The following is a 17,167-nucleotide window of genomic DNA, read 5'->3' as shown; positions in this document are numbered from 1 at the left end:
TGCCAGAACTATGGGAGTAGGCGTTGGCGGCGGTAGGTGGTGGGGTTTACGCCGTAGTTGGCGGACCTGGTGTCGCGACGTCGACGATCAGACTGCTCGGGGGCTGGCTCGACTACTCACGGCCCGAAGCCTCACCGCCCACGCCCTTGGCCTCCTTATCCCAGAATCGACCGGCAACGCCTACCGCCTCCAACTAGCCGAACTTGAGGTAGCGGCTCCTACCACGCTGCCCTAGCTTGACTCGGCGGGCTCGGACAGTTCCTGGATGCGGCGGCGCATCTTCTTCGGCCCGTACCACTGGGCGAGCATCAGCGGCAGGTACCCGGCGACGAACAGCAGCCGCCACGGCGATCCGGATCCCCCGACCACACCGACGACAGTGCTGACCATCGCCAGTGTGAAACCGATGATCACCAGCGGCCGGCACTTGATCATCATGCCCAACTGATGCTCAGCCAGCCGCAGAGTCGCCGCGCGAACCTCCGGATCGGTCGGCACTTGTCCGCGTCCCAACGCCCGGTGGGCAGCACTCTCGACGCCCACCGGGATGTCGCCGACCGCGCGGCGTTCGCTGCGGAACCTCCGCCTGAGCGCAAAGGTCAGCATGGCCCCGAACACCAGGCTGAATCCGACGTAGAACAGCACCTTGACCTCGAGGTGCGAGCTGTCGAAAAGCGTGGTGACCAGCATCGGCAGCAGGCAGAGCAGCGTGGAGCACAGGAACAGAACCCAAGTAGGCAGAGAGACCAGGCGTTCGCGCATCGCAGCATCCTGCCGCATCACGAAGCCCCACCAACAGATCCTGAACCTCTTCTGCTGCTTCTGGCAGACGCGCCCTCCCCGGGACGAAACCCGGGGGCCTGAACAAGAACCGGTGGGCGTGAACAAGGTATGACCTGTGCACAGCCCCGACCCGGTACGCACACCCACAACTTCCGCCCCGCGCGTGTCGCCTACTGGCGGTGCAGTTCGGGGTAGGCGGGGTCGGTGCCGTTGAGGAGGGCGGTGGCGGGGCGGTGGTTGAGGTGGTGGTTGAAGAAGTCGTGGATGACGGCTCGGGTCAGCTGGTCGGTACGGTCGCCGTCGAGGGGAACCGCTGGATCCACGGGCAGGTTGAACCGCTTGCCCAGGACCGGGAAGTCGGTGAAGGACAGATGACCGGTGCCCTCGGCAACGAACCACCGGCGCCACCCGGTGAGTAGCGGCCAGGCCCGGTCCCAGGAGCTGTCTATGCCGCCGCGGGCATGGGCGGGCGTGCCGAGCATCAGGAACGGGCGGTCCATACCCTCGCCCGGCGGCGCCGTGAAGAAGGTGCCGTCCAGGTTGATTCCGGCATCGATCCGCCGATCGGCTCGCATCGCGTCGAACGCAGTGTTCCCGCCGATCGAATGCCCCGCCATACCGATCCTGGTCCGGTCGATCCAGCGGGCGCCCGGCCAAACGGGTCTGCGGCCTGTCAGTTGATCAAGGACAAAGCTCACATCCCGAACCCGAACCGGCGGCACCTGACCAGGCGAGGCGGTTTCGCAGGCAACACAGGAGGCGAACCGTCCACCGGGAAGGTCCAGCCCGGCCGACTCATACGGATGATCGATCCCAGCCACGATGTAGCCGAGGCTGGCAAGGTCCTGCGCGACACTCGTCATGGTCGCCACCGGCAGCGTGAAACCAGGAGACAACACGACCAACGGATAACCCCGAAGCGTCGGCAGAACCGGAGCATGAGCCCGATCGGCCCCGCGAACACCGGCGACAGCAGTCGGATCGAGTGGCACCTTGTGGAACTCCAACAACGCCCGAGACTCAGCAACGCTGAGGTACTGCTTCCCCCTCCCGTACGGCGCCACAGTCGGATACCAAAGGGAAACCAGCAGCTCACGAGGCCCGGCCGCCGGCACCCATGGATCAGCCCGGCTCCGGTCAATCAGATGCACCTTCTCGAAGCCGACCGGGTACACCCCCGACGGGGCCGGAAGCGTAGCCGTCGGAGCAGCAGCATGCGCCTGAACCGGTACGACAAGGACAGCGAACGCGATCGCCAAAGCGACCAGTGACTTCCAGGGACGTTTCATGCCCTCGACCGTACGAAGCCAGATCAGCCGCCGATACTGTCTTTAGTCAACGACCCAGTACGGCGATCAGTCCGTCGGCGAAGGTCCGTCGCCAGTTGACGTAGTCGTGGCCGCCGCGATATTCGGCGTACGTCACGTCGTACCCCTGCTCCAGAAGGGTGTCGCGCAGCTTGCGATTCGCCTCGACCTGTGACGGCGCACCGCCAGGACCGGGCAGCGTCTCCTGGTCACCGACATCGAGGTAGAAGCGCACCGACTTGCGCGGTTGCGCGGCGTACTCACGAGTCATCCACTCGCTCTGCCCCTTCTCGGGCGCCGGCCACCAGAAGCTTCCCGACTGCGAGATCACCGCCCCGAAGGACTCGGGCGCCCGAAGACCGATGAACGCCGCAGTCAGCCCGCCGAGGGACGCGCCGGTGACGACACACTGGGACGGGTCATCGCTGACTCCCCAGCGACGCCGTGCCCAGGGCAGTAGTTCGCCGGTGACGAAGTCGAGGATCGGTTCGGTCGGAGTCAGCTCATCGGTACGCCGATCAGCGCGGCCGCCGACGAACAAGGCCACCAGCGGCGGAATCTTGCCCTCGGCAATCAAGTTGTCCAGCGTCGTCGGCATCCGCAGCAAAGTCTTCCCGAGGTAGCCGTCGAAGATCACCAGCAACGGCAGAGCGTCAGTATTGACATCCGGCGGCAGGTACACCGACACGCAACGCGTCTCGTCCAGGGCCTTGCTCGGCACCAGCTCGTCGGTCACCGTCCCCTGCGGCACATCCTCCCGAGGGATCGACCACGACTCGTCCGGCGCGGCAGGCATCTCGAGCAGGGAAGCCCAGCAGTCGTAGTCGGTGCTGTCGTGCGGATCGCGCGGAAAATGAACGATCTGCTGGTTGAGAGGATCGACGTGGGTCTGACCGCTACCGCTGTCCTTGAGCGGTACGTCGTCGGCTCCGTCGTGGCACAGGAAGTAGATCGTGCGCAGGTCCAGCGGTAGGCGGACCGAGCCGTACCAGAGGTCGGTCTCCGCGAAGCGCTCCAGCGGAATGTTCACGCCCCAAGCCACGTTCGTCGACTCGGCCGATCCACGCCAGACGAAGGTGACCAGCGCCGTACCCTCATCCGGCTCCTCGATGAACGGCGTACCGCTCGCGGCCACCTCACGCCAGAAGTTGTCGAGCGCCACCGCCCCGACGTCGTCGTACTCGGCCAGCAGCCGACCGATCCGCGGACTGGTGCTGATCACCATGGATTCCCCCTCAGGAAAGTCACCCTGCCTAAGTCTCCACAACGACGCGGCCGCCGCAACTCCTCGAAGCGAGGGGTTGCGACGGCCGCGGGGGTCACCAGGCGCCGTGGGCGTCTACAACTACTTGGTGAGCGGAGCCAGCTTCGGGTCGTTGGCGTAGGCCTCGGCTGCGTTGGCCTTGGTCACGATGACCGGCGGCAGCAGGAAGGACGGGACGACCTTGGAGCCGTTGTTGTAGGTCTTGGTGTCGTTGACCTGCGGGGTACCACCGGTCTGCAGGGCCTTGACCATGTTGATGGACTCGGTCACCAGCTTGCGGGTGTCCTTGTTGATCGTGGAGTACTGCTCGCCGGCCATGATCGACTTGACCGACTCGACCTCGGAGTCCTGACCGGTGACGACCGGGATCGGCTTGCCGGCACCCTTGATCGAGGTGATGATGGCGCGGGCCAGGGTGTCGTTCGGGGACAGTACGCCGTCCAGCGTCTTGCTACCGGTGTACGTCGAGGTCAGCAGCGAGTCCATCCGCTGCTGGGCGCCCTCGGCCTTCCAGCCCTGGATCGCGGTCTGCTTGACGTCCTTCTGGCCGGAGCCGACGACGACCTCACCCTTGTCGATCAGGGGCTTGAGGACGTCCATCGCACCGTTGAAGAAGACCCCGGCGTTGTTGTCGTCCGGCGAGCCGGAGAACAGCTCGATGGTCCACGGGCCGGTCGCCTTCTTGGCCTTCATGCCGTCCAGCAGGGCCTGGCCCTGCAGCTGGCCGACCTTGAAGTTGTCGAACGCGATGTAGTAGTCGAGGTCGGGAGTGTTGGTGATGAGCCGGTCGTAGGCGATGACGACCGCACCGGACTCCTTGGCCTGCTTCACCTGGGTCGACAGCTGCGCGGCGTCGGTCGCGCCGATGATGATGACCTTCGCGCCCTTGGTGACCATGGACGAGATCTGGCCCTGCTGGTCGGCGACGGTCGTCGACGCGCCGGCGTACTGGACGTCGGACTTGAAGCCCGCTTCCTTGAGGCCGTTGGTGAACAGGTCGCCCGCGAGCACCCAGTTCTCCGAAGTCTTCGACGGCAGCGCGACCCCGATCAGGGAGTCTGCGGCGAAGCCCTTGGCCGGAGCGTCGCCGGTCTTGCCCTCGCCCTCACGGTTGTTGCCGCAGGCAGCGGCCGTGAGTGCGAGTGCGGCTACGGCACCGACCGCGACCGCCTTCTTGATGAGCTTGTACATCGTGAATACCTTTCTAGTGCTGCCGCCAGACACGAGTTCAGCGGAAGTTCGGAAACCTCAGCCGGCGGCCGGGGTCTTGTCGCTCTGACGCGGCGCCTCCACCAGGGGCGCCGGTACCGACGGAGCGTCGCGACGGAGCGGCCGCATGATCGAGTCGACGATCGAGAACCGACCCTGACTCTTGTTGTAGACGTCGATCGCGACGGCGAGCAGCAGCACCAGGCCCTTGATCATCTGCACCAGGTCGACGCCGACGCCCATCAGCTGCAGGCCGTTGTTGAGCAACGCCATCACCAGGCCACCGACGATCGAGCCGCTGACGGTGCCGAGACCACCCGAGACCGCGGCGCCACCGATGAAGACGGCGGCGATCGCGTCGAGCTCCCAGCTCAGACCGTCCTGCGGGCCGGAGGCCGCGGACCGGGCCACGAAGATCATTCCGGCCAGCGCGGCCAGGACCCCCATGTTGCACATGACGAAGAAGTTGACCCGCTGCAGCTTCACACCGGACAGCTCCGCGGCGCGGGCGTTGCCGCCGACCGCGTAGATGCGCCGCCCGGAGACCGTGTTGCGGGTGTAGAAGGAGTAGATCAGCACCAGGACGATCAGGATGATGCCCGAGATCGGCAGGCTGGTGCCGACCCGGCCACCGGCGAACCGCAGGGTGGCGAAGACGATGGCGCCCACCATCACGGCCAGCCGCAGACCGGAGATCCAGATCGGTGCGGGCTCGGCGCCCATCTCCTTGCGGGTCCGCCGGGCCTGCCACTCCCGCCAGGCCACGGCCAGACACCCGAGCAGGCCGAGCAGCAGCGTCAGGTTGTTGTACCCGGTGGCGGGCCCGACCTCGGGCAGATACCCCGCACCGATGTAGCGGAAGCCTTCCGGGACCGGAACGGTGTCGGCGTTGCCGATGAACTGGTTGCCACCGCGGAACAGCAGCATGCCGGCCAGCGTCACGATGAACGCCGGGACGCCGATATAGGCGACCCAGAACCCTTGCCAGGCACCGATGAGCGCGCCGACCACCAGGCCCAGCACGATCCCGAGCGGCCACGGGATGCCGAAGTGCGCGATCGACTTGGCGACCACGATCCCGACGAACGCGGCCACCGACCCCACCGACAGATCGATGTGTCCGGCAACGATCACCATCAGCATCCCGATCGCGAGGATCAGGATGTAGGAGTACTGGCTGACGACCGCGATCAGGTTGCCCGATGTCAGCGTGAGGCCGTCGGTCAGCACCTCGAACAGCAGGACGATCGCCACCAGGGTGAAGATCATGCCGAACTGGCGGCCGACAGTGGTGGTTCCTCCGAAGAGGTTCTTCTTGAGGTCTTGGAGTCCGCTCATCACGCCGTCTTCTTCGTAGTGGTCATCTGCTTCATCAGACGTTCGGGGTCGGCCTCCGCGCGCACGACCTCACCGGTGATTGTGCCCTCGAACACGGTGTAGATCCGGTCACACAGGCCGATCAGCTCCGGCAGTTCCGAGGAGATCACGACAACGCCCTTGCCCTCCTCGGCCAGCTTGTGGATGATCCCGTAGATCTCGAACTTGGCCCCGACGTCGATCCCGCGGGTCGGCTCGTCGAGGATCAGCAGGTCCGGGTCGCTGAACATCCACTTGGCCAGCACGACCTTCTGCTGGTTGCCGCCGGACAGCTTCGAGACACCCTCGTCGACCGACGGCGTCTTGATCCGGAGCTCCTGGCGGTACGACTCGGCGGCCTGGTGCTCGGCCACCTCGTCGATGACACCGTGATGCGCGACCTTGGCCGGCTTGGCCGCCACGATCGAGGTCTTGATGTCGTCGAGCAGGTTGAGGCCGATCGCCTTGCGGTCCTCGCTGACGTAGGCCAGGCCGTTCTCGATGGCCTCCGACACCGTCCGCAGCCGGATCTCGCGGCCGTCCTTGAAGACCTGGCCGCCCAGCCAGGTGCCGTAGGAGCGACCGAACAGGCTCATCGCCAGCTCGGTCCGCCCGGCACCCATCAGGCCGGCGAATCCGACCACCTCACCGCGCCGTACGGTGAAGTTGGCGTGCTTGGTCACCAGCCGGTCGGTGATCGGGTGCCGCACGGTCCAGTCGCGGACCTCGAAGAAGACCTCGCCGATGTTCGGCGTGTAGTCGGGGAAGCGGCTGCTCATGTCGCGGCCGACCATCCCGCGCACGATCCGGTCCTCGTTCACCCCGTCGTCCTTGACGTTCAGGGTCTCGATCGTCTTGCCGTCGCGCAGGATCGTGATCGAGTCGGCGACCGCCTCGATCTCGTTCAGCTTGTGCGAGATGATGATCGAGGTGATCCCCTGCGTCTTGAACTCGCGCAGCAGGTCCAGCAGCTTCTGCGAGTCGGACTCGTTCAGCGCGGCGGTCGGCTCGTCGAGGATCAGCAGCTTGACGTCCTTCGCGAACGCCTTGGCGATCTCGATCAGCTGCTGCTTGCCGACGCCGATGTCCTTGATGAGCGTGTCCGGGTCCTCGTTGAGGCCGACGAGCTTCATCAGCTCCAGCGCGCGGCGCTGAGCGGTCTTCCAGTCGATGGCCAGGCCGGTGCGCGGCTCGTTGCCCAGGAAGATGTTCTCGGTGATCGACATCCCCGGGATCAGCGCGAGCTCCTGGTGGATGATCACGATCCCGGCGTTCTCGCTGGCCCGGATGTCCGCGAACCGGGCCTCCTCACCGCGGTAACGGATCTCACCGCTGTAGTCACCGTACGGATACACGCCGCTGAGAACCTTCATCAGCGTCGACTTGCCGGCGCCGTTCTCGCCGCAGATGGCGTGGATCTCCGCCTCGCGGACGACGAGGTTCACGTCCGCCAGCGCCTTCACACCGGGGAACGTCTTGGTGATCGAGCGCATTTCGAGCAGAACCGGAGCGTCCCGGTCTGGCATTGGCATCACTGGTCTCCGCAAATCCTCGCGATTACTGCCTGTGGCCAGGACTGTAAATCCAATTGATTTACTTAGTCAACGGTCTGAGGGAGACTGGCGTCGATCAGTGATCTGGAGGGTCAACGGGTGCGCCAAGCAGGTACGAATCTCCCCAAGGTCGGCCGCTACAACCAAGCGGTCGTGCTGGAGCGGATCCAGCGTGCCGACGGCGTCACCCGGCAGGAGATCGCCCAGCACACGGGCCTAACCCCACAATCGGTTTCCGGCATCGTCAGGCGTTTGATTGACGAAGGCATCGTCCGCGAGGACGGCGCCAGCCGCGAGTACAGCTCCGGCAAGCCCCGGACCATCCTGCGGATCAACGCCGACGCGGGCCGCGCCATCGGCCTGCACCTCGATCCGGTCGAACTCAGCTGCGTCGTCGTCGATCTGCTCGGTCAGCCTCTCGTCACTCAGCGTGTTCCCACCCCGGCCGGCGCGGACCCGACGGAGGTCATCGCGGCGATGGCGAGCCTGGTCCAGGACGTCATCGAGGTCGCCGACGTCTCCCCCGACCTCATCCTCGGGCTCGGTCTCGCGAGCCCGGGACCGCTCGACCAGAAGGACGGCGTGGTCGTCTCTCCGGCCCAGCTGTCGCACTGGGGCCGGGTCCCGATCACCAAGCTGCTGAGCGAGGCCACCGGTCTGCCGGTCACCCTCGACAACGACGCCTCGGCCGCCGCGGTCGGCGAGCGCTGGGCCGGGTCCGGCCGCGGCGTCCCGAACTTCGCCTACTTCTTCTTCGGTACCGGCATCGGCGGCGGCCTGGTCCTCAATCAGCAGGTCTACCGGGGCGGCTCGGGCAACGCCGGCGAGTTCGGCCACATGTCCGTCGTACAGGACGGCCTTCCGTGCTCCTGCGGCAACCGAGGCTGCCTGGAAACCGTCGCCCGCCCCGCCGCGATCGTCGCCGAGACGCACCGCCGCCTGCAGGCCGGAAGCGCGAGCTCCCTGGCCAAACGGTTCAACGTCCACCCCACGTCGGTCGACATCCGCGCGATCGACGCCGCCGCGATCGCCGGCGACCCGCTGGCCGCCGGCGTACTGGCTCAAGCGGCCGACTACGTCGCCACCGCGGTCGTCAACGTCGTCAACATCATCGACGTCGATCTCGTCATCCTCGGCGGCCACGGCAGCCGCGACATCGGCCAGCGCTACACCGACGCCGCCGCCCGCGCCGTTGCAGCCCGCGTCATGGCCAGAACCATCCGCCCCGTCGAGGTAGTCCTCTCCCCCCTGGGCGCCGACGCCGCCGTAGTCGGCGGCGCAGCCCTCGTCCTGCACCGCGCCTACTCCCCTCAGCTGTCAGAACTCCTCTCCGACTGACCTCAAGCGCCAGGCCTCGTCTCGACCTCCTGGCTGGCCTTCGTCATGAAGCAATTCGCCATGACCCCGCGGACCAAATAGCACCAAATGTCCTAATCATGACAGCGAGGCTCTCCAGGAGAGGCGAAATCTAAACTGACGGTCACTAACTCAGGACAGTGAGTAAGAATTCTTTTCACTTTCCATTGATGAGCGTGATCGATTGGCGGATCCGGATGTTCCAGACATGTAGAGGCCCCCAAGCCGCCCTGCAGTTCGCTGTCCTCGGCGATATCGAGGTGTATCAGGGCAACCGCTCGATCGACATCGGCCACCCACAGCAGCGGCGAGTCCTGCTCGCCTTGCTTGCCGACGCCAACAAAATCGTCTCGGCCGACCAAGCCGTTGAACGCGCCTGGGGCGAGCACCCGCCGTCCCGCGCACGCCACGCGCTCTACAGCTACGTTTCCCGCCTACGCAGGCTGTTGGCCGTCGGCGACGTCCCCATCAATCAGTCCCGCGGCGGCTACCGGATCGACGTCGACCCCACCACGATCGACATGTTCCGCTTCCAGCGCCTGATCGAGGACGCGAAGGTTGCCACCGACAACCGACGCGCTCTGTACCTTGCAGAACAGGCATTGCGGCTCTGGCGAAGCGAGGCCTTCCGCGACCTGGACACACCTTGGTCCAACGAACTACGCGAGGCCCTCGCAGCACAACACCTCGCAGCACACCTGCTCCGCAACGACCTGGCACTAAGCCAAGGCCTGCATCACGAATTGCTCGCCGAACTCCAGCTCGCCGCGGATCAACACCCTCTCGACGAGCGACTGGCCGGCCAACTAATCCTCGCCCTCTACCGATGCGGGCGTAGAGCCGACGCCTTGGACCACTGCCAGGAACTACGTCGACAACTCGACGAGCAACTAGACATCGACCCCGGACCCGAACTACTCGAGCTACAGCAACAAATCCTGCTCGACGATCGCGCCCTTCAGCGCACAACCCTCGGAAGCTCCGAAGCCGGCCGCCCCTGCCAGCACCCGGCAACATCGCCACGACCACGACGATGTTGCCGGGAGGCATGAACTACTTCCAGGCGACGTACAAGTCCCAGTCGAACGTGCTCTCCTGGCAGTCGAACGTCCACCACTTGTCAGCGTTCAGCCCCGCCCGCCCAACAGCCAAACACTCCTCGAGCGAGTTGAAGTCGTCGTAGAACGACATCCCCTGCACCACAACCGGCCCCGAAGCCACACTACCGACAGCACTAGCAGCCGGCGCCGTGAAAGCAACAGCACCCAACGCAATACCCACAGTCGCCGCAGCAACCTTGAATTTGTTGAACATCCCCGAGTTCCTCTCCAGAGTTCCAGGTCATCGCTTGACCCGAATTACCACCACCCTGTCCCCCCACCCCTGCGGAAACCCTGCGGAAACCCGCAAAAACATTTCAATAAGAACCCGGGACCGGCCCGACCCAGGCTCTACGCTGCCAGAAGTGTGGCTACTCGCCAGCCTCCGAATCGCCCTACTCGTAGCGGGCACCTTGATGCTGCCCTCCGCCACCACCCGATTGCTCGTACAGGCCGACGACGGCAGCGGCTAGCCGAAGACTCATAGATAATTCCGCTGCCCGGGTTGACAAGGTATCGAACCCGCCTTCATAGTTCATACATCCCGACACGCAAGGTATTGGGTATCTGAAGTGGGGGAACCTCATGATCATCATCACGCTCGGCCCTGAGCGGACGCTCGAAGCAGGGGAGGACGACCTTGGCCGCGATCGGGTGGGCTACAGCCCGACCATGAGCCCTGGCGCGCTGTACGACGCCAACCACGGCACGTGGCATCTGGGCGAACGAGCCAGCCGTGAGAGCTACGCCCTGGTCACCTTCGACCGCACTGTCGTGCAGGCTATCGGCATCAACCACATCGAGCCGGTGGCAGGAACGTATGCAGGCAGGGAAACCTCCAGGCGCTCAGTCATCCACGGCGACATCCTGACCGACGGCCATCCAGTCCACGACCGGTACGTCGGCCAGCCCTCTCCGATCCCTCCGCAGCGCAACCCGGTCGGCTACTTCGACGCACCCGAAGACCACACCCAATGCCTGTGCGGCTGCGGTGAACCGACACCGGCCGGCAAGGACTTCATCCCCGGACACGACCAGACGGCGCTACATGATCGAGTGCGGCAGGTCGGGACGGTCAAGGAGTTCATCGAGTGGTTCGACAATCTGCGCAAGCCATTCTGATCGGCCCAATCCCCGGCGGCTGAGGTACGGCTGTGAGCCCACTGGTCTCGGTCCTCGGGTCATTGGCCCCGGGGCGCAAGACCAGTGGGCGCATCGGTCCGATCAGTACTGGACGACAACTTGGCACGCACGGCGGTTCCATCCGGGTGGCCGAGGTCGTCAAAGATCGCTGCAGCCCGCCGCCAGGTGGCGGCTGCGGCCTTCCGATCCTGGACCGCGTAGTACGCGTCACCCAGATCGTTGAGGGTGTGTGCTTGGTGAAACCGCGCGCCGAACTTGATCTGAAGATCCAGGGCTTGGAGGTAGCAGGCGACGGCGAACTGGCAATGTCCGAGGTGACGGAGGATATAGCCGAGACTGTTCAGAACAGCTGCGGCGTGGAGGCTGCGGTCGTCCTGCCGCTGGTGGTGCCGCCGTACCTCGAGGATGGCGGTGAATGCTTCCCGGTACCTGCCTTGGATCGCAAGGAACCAGGCGACGTCGTTGAGAGCCGCGAGTCTCTCCTCTTCGTGACCGGCGAGCTGGAAGGATTCGTGCGCGAGTTGCGCGTGCTTGAGCGCCCCGGCATCGTCTCGCTGAAAGCTCATGATGTGGGAGAGCTCGCGGTAAACGGATGCCTTACCAGCTGGGTCGTCGATCTCGTCGTAGAGCTGCCAGGACGCGTCAAGTTGCTGTTCGGCCTCGATGACGCGACCGATTCCGCGGAGAGCGAGAGCGAGTCCATGCCGGGCCTGGGCCTGTGCTCGACGATCGTCCAGGTGGATTGCGGCCGTGAGTCCAGCCTGTGCGGTGACGGCCAAGTCTGGCCAATGCCCTTGCCATACAAGAAACGTTGACACCGCCTGAGTCAGGAGAACGACCGCAGTGTGGCGTTCAGCGTCTGCCATTTGGCTCAGCACCTGTGGCAACGCACCCCGTTCGGCGGCAAGGAAGCCCAGCGCGGCGCTGTCGTCGATGATCGATTCCAGTGTGAGGTCGCCGTGAACGGGAAAGACCTCGGTCTGCCGGCTCGATGGACGAATTAGTCGGGCTGCCTGGATTGTGCTGTTGAGGTACCAGTCGAGAATCCGATGGCCTGCCGCGAGGCGTTGGTGCTCGGAATCGTGCTCGTAGGCAAGGTCGACGGCATAGACGCGGATGAGGTCGTGGAATCGGAGTCGGTCACGAGATTCCGGGACAAGGAGGTTGGCACGGACCAGCTCCAGGATCAGCGTGCTGACATCCGGCCGCGGCAAGGCCGTAAGAGTTGCGGCGGCCGAACTTGTCATGGTCTGGCCGGGGTGCAGGCTCAGAAGCCGGAACAATCGTGCTGCTTCAGGAGTGAGGGTGCGGTAGGACCAGGAGAAGACTGATCGCAGGTCGCTTGCTGGGTCGTCCTCGGAGAGTGCATCGAGTCTGCCGCGGGCCTCGTGGAGTTCCTCCGCGAGAGCTTCGAGGCGCAGGTTGCTCCGGAGGACCGCGCGTGCGGCGACGATGGCCAGCGCGAGTGGGAATCCTGAGCACCTGGCGATGATCTCGCCAGTCGCGTCCGGCTCTCTGGTGACCCGCTCCGCACCGATGCGTGCCTCGAGCAGTTGCCGTGCCTCGCTCGGCGTGAGTAGATCCACGGTGATCAACGTCGCGGCCTCCGACACGACCAGGCTGAACAGCTGATTCCGACTGGTGACCAGAGCCAGACATCCTGCCGAGCCCGGCAGCAATGGGCGGACCTGGTTGGCGTCGCGAGCATTGTCCAGGATCACCAGCACGCGCTTCCCGGCCAGCAGAGATCGATACAGACCCGCTCGGGAATCTGGATCACTGGGCATCCGCTCGACCGGAGTACCTAACGCTTCGAGGAAGCCGTGGAGTACGTCGGCCGAATCCGTCACCTGCCCGGCCGGATCGAAGCCGCGCAGGTTTACGTACAGCTGCCCGTCGGGAAAGCGATGAGAAACGCGGTGCGCCCAGTGCACCGCCAGGGATGTCTTGCCGATCCCGGCGGCACCTGCGATAGCCGAAATGACAGCCACCTCGGGCAGCACGGCATCGTCGGCCGGGAGCAGCGCGTCAAGCCGGTCCAGCGCGTCCGCCCGGCCAACGAAGTCGCTGATCGCCGCCGGCAACTGGTGCGGCACCTGCGCCGATGCTGTACGGCGGCTGCCCGCTCCGGCGGTGGTACGCCTGAGCAACTGCGCGTGTACGTCCTGAAGCTCCGGACCGGGATCGACTCCGAGTGCATCAGCGAGTTCCCCACGGAGCGCGTCGTAGCGCTCAAGGGCCTCGGCGGACCGCCCCACGTGGTCGAGGACGAGGAGCAGCCGAGCCAGCAGAGGTTCCCGCAGCGGGTACTGATCGGCCAACTGCTGCAGTCGGGACAGCTGGTCCGCGGCGTCTCCGGAGGCAAGAGCCAGCTCCACACGACGCTCGACCGCCTCCAGGTACCGCTCGACCAAAACAGGTCGCTCGAACCGATCAAGCCACGGGGACCCGAGATCAGCGAACGGCTCGCCTCGCCACAAGCCGAGCGCTTCGTCGATCTGTTGCGCGTCAGCCGCCCGCAGGTCCTGCAACAACCGACCGAACCGGACCGCGTCGACAGCGTCAGGATCGATCCCCAACCGGTAGCCCGCGGGCTCGGTCTCGATCGACGCCGGGCCAAGAGCCGTTCGGAGCCTGGAAACCAGGGTATGCAAACTGCTGCGCGGGTCTCGCGGAAGTTTGGAATCGCTCCACGCTGCCGCCACCAGCCGCTCCACGGTCACGACCTGTCCCGCGGACAAAGCCAAGACGGCCATCACGATGCGGGGGCGAGGACTCAGAACCACTCGGAGATCGGCGCTGCTCACTTCCAACGGTCCAAGGCAACTCACCACCAGCCGACCCATCTCGCCAGTGTGCCAGCCGACCCAGGTCGCCGAGCAGCCGACGAGTGTCGTAGGTCTGCTTACATACCGCTAGGAGGCGCCCAATTGACGCCTCCTAGCGGTACGAGTCAGCAGCTGGAGACCCACATATGTGAACTGATCTGATTGTTGACCACTTCGCCGGCCCCGCTGCCGCCTCCCCGAGTGAAGCGCTGGTTCCTCAGATCCGGCCAGTAGTCTCCCCTGCTGAGGCATGCATAGGCGCCGCGTCGACCAGCGTCGTGATAGAAGTTCACGGCCCAGGAGAAGCCCCTGTTCTGGACCGAGCTCGCCTTGTCGTTCATGTCGTGCGCAACGCCGTTCCAGTCTGTGCAGTTCGTCCAGTTGTCGTCGTTGCCCACCCAGCGGCAGTGGTACACCTCACCGGCATTGATGTTGAGCCAGGCATAGACGTTGCCGTCGGGCGGTGGTGCGGTCACAGCTGCTGAAGCCGGGGCTGCGCTCAGGATCGCCCCGGTCAGAGCGACGGCGACAACGGCCGCCGCGGTTGCTGTCTTCTGCATGAATCGCATCTACTTTCTCCTGCTTCTTTGGTGGTTGACCGTGGCGTCTTCGTCGCGGTCAGGACTCGGACAGCACTCGCGCCTTGGGTAGCGCGCGGCGCTGCAGGTCGGCTCGCGCCGACAGCACGCCCCGGTGCTGTTCGCGCAGCCCAGCGTCATACGTGGTGTCGAGCTCACGAGCCAGCGCACCGAGGCCGGTTTCGACTGCGCATCGAGCCTCCGCACCCGCCCTGCGGACCTCGGCGATGGATGAAAGCTCGCTGGCATGTGCTTCCTCCGGCGAGACGAACCGATATCCCCGATCCCGCATACACAGCGACCACGCTGGTATCGCTGCCTGGAATCGCGCATTGCCAACGACCAGCCCGTACCGGTGCCCTATGAGGTTCTCAACCAGCTTCGTCGACGCATACCAAGCCGGCAGATCGCCGTACAGCTCGCGCTGTGCCTCGGACTGGCAGCCCGTGTCGCTGTGCTGGACGACCTGGCCGCCGGGCAGCGTCGCCATCAGCCCGGTCGGTTCCGTTCCATTGAGCGCGGTCGCGGCGGCTTGCTGCTCGTCCGTCGGAAGCGACCCGAAGTACCGCTGATTCGGATCTTCCTTCTCCATGATCTGCCGGCGCAGCGCCGTCCCGTAGCCGTGCTTGTCAGCCCACCTGATGTCATCCACGACATAGCTGAAGTGGAACGGCACGGGATCAACGACGCGAGGCACGATCGAGTACCGGAATCCGGCTCGCTCCATGCAGCGCTGGATCAGAACGTCCTCGGCCCGCTCCAGTACGGCGACCTGTTCAGCTGAAACCGGTTCCACAGACTGACTGGGGCCCGCACCACCGGGCTGTGCCCGCACAACGACCGCGCTCACGACAACGACGAGGCTGACCGCCACTCCTGCCAACCTTCTGCGCCCCGACGCCGACCGCCGCTGGATCGTGTTCGCCATCTCGTCTCCCCTGTCTCGCGATACTCGATGAGACGAGACTGTGGGAGGGCGCTTCCAAAACGCTTACAAACGGCTGACTCCAGCTTTCAGCCTGTTCTGACCGGTTCATGCCAAGGGGACCCTGGCCTGTTCGCTTCATCCATAGTGATGCGTGGACGACAGGAACGGGTGCCTCCGGTCTTGAGGTTCGGCCTCGTTCGCGAATCCGCCCCGATCGCGAGAGTTCACTCAGGAGGAGAACTATGTCCGGTGCTCGTTGGGTCCTGGCCTTCGACAGTTCGTGTTGTACCTGCCGGAAGATGTCCGAGGTCGTCACCGGCGTCTGCAGCGGGCGTCTCGAGGTCGCACCACTGCTTCGAGACGAGGTCCTCGGCTGGCGAAGGCAAGCGCTGGGCTCCGAGCCACGCGACGTACCGACGCTGATCCGAGTCGACGCCAACGGCCAGGCCCAGGCCTGGACAGGCCCGCGGATGCTCGGCCGGCTTGTCCGGGTCCTCGGCCTTCGCGACGGCCTACTAGTACTCCGCGCGCTGGGCGTTGCAACCCGGCCGACAGACTCGACCCTGCCGATCGTCGAACCCGGCCAGCAGCCGGCCCCGGCGTCCCTCGGCCGAAAGGACTTTCTCAAAGTCGCCGTGGGTACGGCAGTAGCCGCGTCGGTCGTCATCGGTGGCCGCACCCCGAAGGCCTTCGCCACTCCCGCCGACCAGCAGATCGAGGCCTGGATGGCGCGAAACGCCTCCAACCTGCCGACGGCGTACCGCGAAGTCGTTGCACTACCGGACGGCTACCGACACGCGATCTACGCCCGTACGCCGGTCGCCGTGCGCCGCCGTTGGTGGGCAGACCAACTGACCCAGTACCGCTCCGGCCTATCGGCGCCCACCCCCGAGCAGGCCGCAGCCCTGGACCGAGCCAAGGCCTACCTGAACCGCACAGACGCCCTCACCCGAAAGGCCGACCCCGAGATCGATGCCCTCGGCAAAGATTTCGACAACGCCTTCGGCCCCGACACCGCCGGCCCTCTCCTCAACCAGCTGGGCCCGCTCCCCGAGACAACCCCAGCCCCATCGAGCGGTGCCGTCATCCTGGTCGATCCGTACACCTGCGAGTGCTCGAAAGTGAGCCCCTACTGCTCCGCCCCCAAACCGACCTGTCGGGACCGAAAGGGCCCGCCCGCTTGCCAAGTGATCGTCGGCGACTGCGGAAAGTTCTGGAACTACGACTGCGACGGCGTCTGCGGCTAGCACCACACCTCATCGACCCGAGCCACGTGCTGCCCCGTGCTCGTGCACAGGGCAGCACGGTGGGACCGGATCAGGAGTCAGCCGCCGAACGGCTTTGTCGTCCTGGCATCCAGGTGCCCTGAGGCGTTCTCATGCTCGACGATGAGCACCAAGTCCTTGCCTGCGAGACGGAAGTTGCCTCGCTCGCACTCCGGTTGTCCGTCGGTAGCGTTGGTGTCAAAGACCCATGCGTAATACTCGTTGGAGCGTGCGTCCTTAATAGCGGCGTACGAGGTAGCTCCGGGCACCGAGTTGTACGTGCGGACGCAGACCTTGTCGATCGTCGTACCGTCGATGTTCCGGGCATAGCTGCCCAGCGCCTTCCACTTTCCATCCAGCGTGGCGGGCGCTTCGACATAAACCTCAGCAGCCGCCGCGGCCGGCCCGGCCGAGACAACAAGCAAAGCAGTCACAACAGCGGCTGGCACCGCGATACGACGTGTGGTTCTCACCATGGAATCTCCTCATCCCCAGCG

The 17,167-nt window shown here is 65.3% G+C and carries 15 protein-coding genes and 1 pseudogene; 4 read left to right on the top strand and 12 right to left on the bottom strand.

Annotated elements, in window-relative coordinates:
- Positions 1-231: 231 nt before the first annotated feature.
- From OG474_RS22745 to mmsA, 6 genes are all read right to left on the bottom strand, one after another.
- Complete coding sequence (locus tag OG474_RS22745; protein ID WP_405064376.1) at positions 232-762, bottom strand: hypothetical protein; 531 nt, start codon at positions 760-762, stop codon at positions 232-234.
- Positions 763-953: 191 nt separating this feature from the next.
- The gene (locus tag OG474_RS22740) at positions 954-2,072 is read right to left on the bottom strand and encodes an alpha/beta hydrolase family protein (RefSeq protein ID WP_405064375.1); all 1,119 of its coding nucleotides are present in this window, start codon (positions 2,070-2,072) and stop codon (positions 954-956) included.
- A 46-nt stretch (positions 2,073-2,118) separates the two neighbouring features.
- Complete coding sequence (locus OG474_RS22735) at positions 2,119-3,315, bottom strand: alpha/beta hydrolase-fold protein (protein ID WP_405064374.1); 1,197 nt, start codon at positions 3,313-3,315, stop codon at positions 2,119-2,121.
- A 120-nt stretch (positions 3,316-3,435) separates the two neighbouring features.
- Positions 3,436-4,545 carry a substrate-binding domain-containing protein gene (locus tag OG474_RS22730; RefSeq protein WP_405064373.1) on the bottom strand — a complete coding sequence of 370 codons (1,110 nt, stop codon included), beginning with the start codon at positions 4,543-4,545 and terminating at the stop codon, positions 3,436-3,438.
- Positions 4,546-4,602: 57 nt separating this feature from the next.
- Positions 4,603-5,901, bottom strand: a complete 1,299-nt coding sequence (mmsB, locus tag OG474_RS22725; RefSeq protein ID WP_405064372.1) for a multiple monosaccharide ABC transporter permease — start codon at positions 5,899-5,901, stop codon at positions 4,603-4,605.
- The gene (gene mmsA, locus OG474_RS22720; protein WP_405064371.1) at positions 5,901-7,451 is read right to left on the bottom strand and encodes a multiple monosaccharide ABC transporter ATP-binding protein; all 1,551 of its coding nucleotides are present in this window, start codon (positions 7,449-7,451) and stop codon (positions 5,901-5,903) included. Before mmsA ends, mmsB begins: the two co-directional genes overlap by 1 nt.
- A gap of 120 nt (positions 7,452-7,571) precedes the next feature.
- Between mmsA and OG474_RS22715 the strand changes: the two genes are divergently transcribed.
- Positions 7,572-8,810 carry an ROK family protein gene (locus tag OG474_RS22715; protein ID WP_405064370.1) on the top strand — a complete coding sequence of 413 codons (1,239 nt, stop codon included), beginning with the start codon at positions 7,572-7,574 and terminating at the stop codon, positions 8,808-8,810.
- Positions 8,811-8,998: 188 nt separating this feature from the next.
- Positions 8,999-9,880 carry a BTAD domain-containing putative transcriptional regulator gene (locus OG474_RS22710; RefSeq protein ID WP_405064369.1) on the top strand — a complete coding sequence of 294 codons (882 nt, stop codon included), beginning with the start codon at positions 8,999-9,001 and terminating at the stop codon, positions 9,878-9,880.
- Position 9,881: 1 nt separating this feature from the next.
- On the opposite strand, the gene OG474_RS22705 is transcribed toward OG474_RS22710, so the two are convergent.
- Positions 9,882-10,142 (bottom strand): hypothetical protein, encoded by a 261-nt coding sequence (locus OG474_RS22705; protein WP_405064368.1) that lies wholly within the window; start codon positions 10,140-10,142, stop codon positions 9,882-9,884.
- 371 nt (positions 10,143-10,513) lie between these two features.
- On the opposite strand from OG474_RS22705, the gene OG474_RS22700 reads away from it, so the two are divergent.
- Positions 10,514-11,050 (top strand): hypothetical protein, encoded by a 537-nt coding sequence (locus OG474_RS22700; protein ID WP_405064367.1) that lies wholly within the window; start codon positions 10,514-10,516, stop codon positions 11,048-11,050.
- Between the two features lie 59 nt (positions 11,051-11,109).
- Here the strand turns inward: OG474_RS22700 and OG474_RS22695 are convergent, their stop codons facing one another.
- The 4 genes and pseudogenes from OG474_RS22695 to OG474_RS22680 form a co-directional block, all read right to left on the bottom strand.
- Positions 11,110-13,155, bottom strand: a complete 2,046-nt coding sequence (locus OG474_RS22695; RefSeq protein WP_405064606.1) for an ATP-binding protein — start codon at positions 13,153-13,155, stop codon at positions 11,110-11,112.
- A gap of 72 nt (positions 13,156-13,227) precedes the next feature.
- Positions 13,228-13,917: pseudogene (locus OG474_RS22690) on the bottom strand (BTAD domain-containing putative transcriptional regulator); the annotation flags it as partial.
- Between the two features lie 107 nt (positions 13,918-14,024).
- A complete protein-coding gene (locus tag OG474_RS22685) occupies positions 14,025-14,468 on the bottom strand; it encodes a hypothetical protein (protein WP_405064366.1) in 444 nt (147 codons plus the stop codon).
- Positions 14,469-14,517: 49 nt separating this feature from the next.
- Entirely contained in the window at positions 14,518-15,405 is an 888-nt protein-coding gene (locus tag OG474_RS22680; RefSeq protein WP_405064365.1) for a hypothetical protein, read from the bottom strand.
- Positions 15,406-15,704: 299 nt separating this feature from the next.
- On the opposite strand from OG474_RS22680, the gene OG474_RS22675 reads away from it, so the two are divergent.
- Positions 15,705-16,652, top strand: a complete 948-nt coding sequence (locus tag OG474_RS22675; RefSeq protein ID WP_405064364.1) for a bacteriocin fulvocin C-related protein — start codon at positions 15,705-15,707, stop codon at positions 16,650-16,652.
- A gap of 77 nt (positions 16,653-16,729) precedes the next feature.
- Here the strand turns inward: OG474_RS22675 and OG474_RS22670 are convergent, their stop codons facing one another.
- Positions 16,730-17,146 (bottom strand): hypothetical protein, encoded by a 417-nt coding sequence (locus tag OG474_RS22670; protein WP_405064363.1) that lies wholly within the window; start codon positions 17,144-17,146, stop codon positions 16,730-16,732.
- Between the last annotated feature and the right edge of the window lie 21 nt (positions 17,147-17,167).

This window comes from Kribbella sp. NBC_01505, assembly GCF_045040285.1.
Taxonomy (GTDB): Bacteria; Actinomycetota; Actinomycetes; order Propionibacteriales; family Kribbellaceae; genus Kribbella.
This window is presented reverse-complemented; position numbering and strand designations above follow the sequence as displayed.

Bases quoted from the DNA above. Each gene is read 5' to 3' on its own strand.
- OG474_RS22745 (WP_405064376.1), bottom strand. From the start codon at position 762: ATGCGCGAACGCCTGGTCTCTCTGCCTACTTGGGTTCTGTTCCTGTGC.
- OG474_RS22740 (WP_405064375.1), bottom strand. From the start codon at position 2,072: ATGAAACGTCCCTGGAAGTCACTGGTCGCTTTGGCGATCGCGTTCGCT.
- OG474_RS22735 (WP_405064374.1), bottom strand. From the start codon at position 3,315: ATGGTGATCAGCACCAGTCCGCGGATCGGTCGGCTGCTGGCCGAGTAC.
- OG474_RS22730 (WP_405064373.1), bottom strand. From the start codon at position 4,545: ATGTACAAGCTCATCAAGAAGGCGGTCGCGGTCGGTGCCGTAGCCGCA.
- mmsB (WP_405064372.1), bottom strand. From the start codon at position 5,901: ATGAGCGGACTCCAAGACCTCAAGAAGAACCTCTTCGGAGGAACCACC.
- mmsA (WP_405064371.1), bottom strand. From the start codon at position 7,451: ATGCCAATGCCAGACCGGGACGCTCCGGTTCTGCTCGAAATGCGCTCG.
- OG474_RS22710 (WP_405064369.1), top strand. From the start codon at position 8,999: ATGAGCGTGATCGATTGGCGGATCCGGATGTTCCAGACATGTAGAGGC.
- OG474_RS22705 (WP_405064368.1), bottom strand. From the start codon at position 10,142: ATGTTCAACAAATTCAAGGTTGCTGCGGCGACTGTGGGTATTGCGTTG.
- OG474_RS22700 (WP_405064367.1), top strand. From the start codon at position 10,514: ATGATCATCATCACGCTCGGCCCTGAGCGGACGCTCGAAGCAGGGGAG.
- OG474_RS22685 (WP_405064366.1), bottom strand. From the start codon at position 14,468: ATGCGATTCATGCAGAAGACAGCAACCGCGGCGGCCGTTGTCGCCGTC.
- OG474_RS22680 (WP_405064365.1), bottom strand. From the start codon at position 15,405: ATGGCGAACACGATCCAGCGGCGGTCGGCGTCGGGGCGCAGAAGGTTG.
- OG474_RS22675 (WP_405064364.1), top strand. From the start codon at position 15,705: ATGTCCGAGGTCGTCACCGGCGTCTGCAGCGGGCGTCTCGAGGTCGCA.
- OG474_RS22670 (WP_405064363.1), bottom strand. From the start codon at position 17,146: ATGGTGAGAACCACACGTCGTATCGCGGTGCCAGCCGCTGTTGTGACT.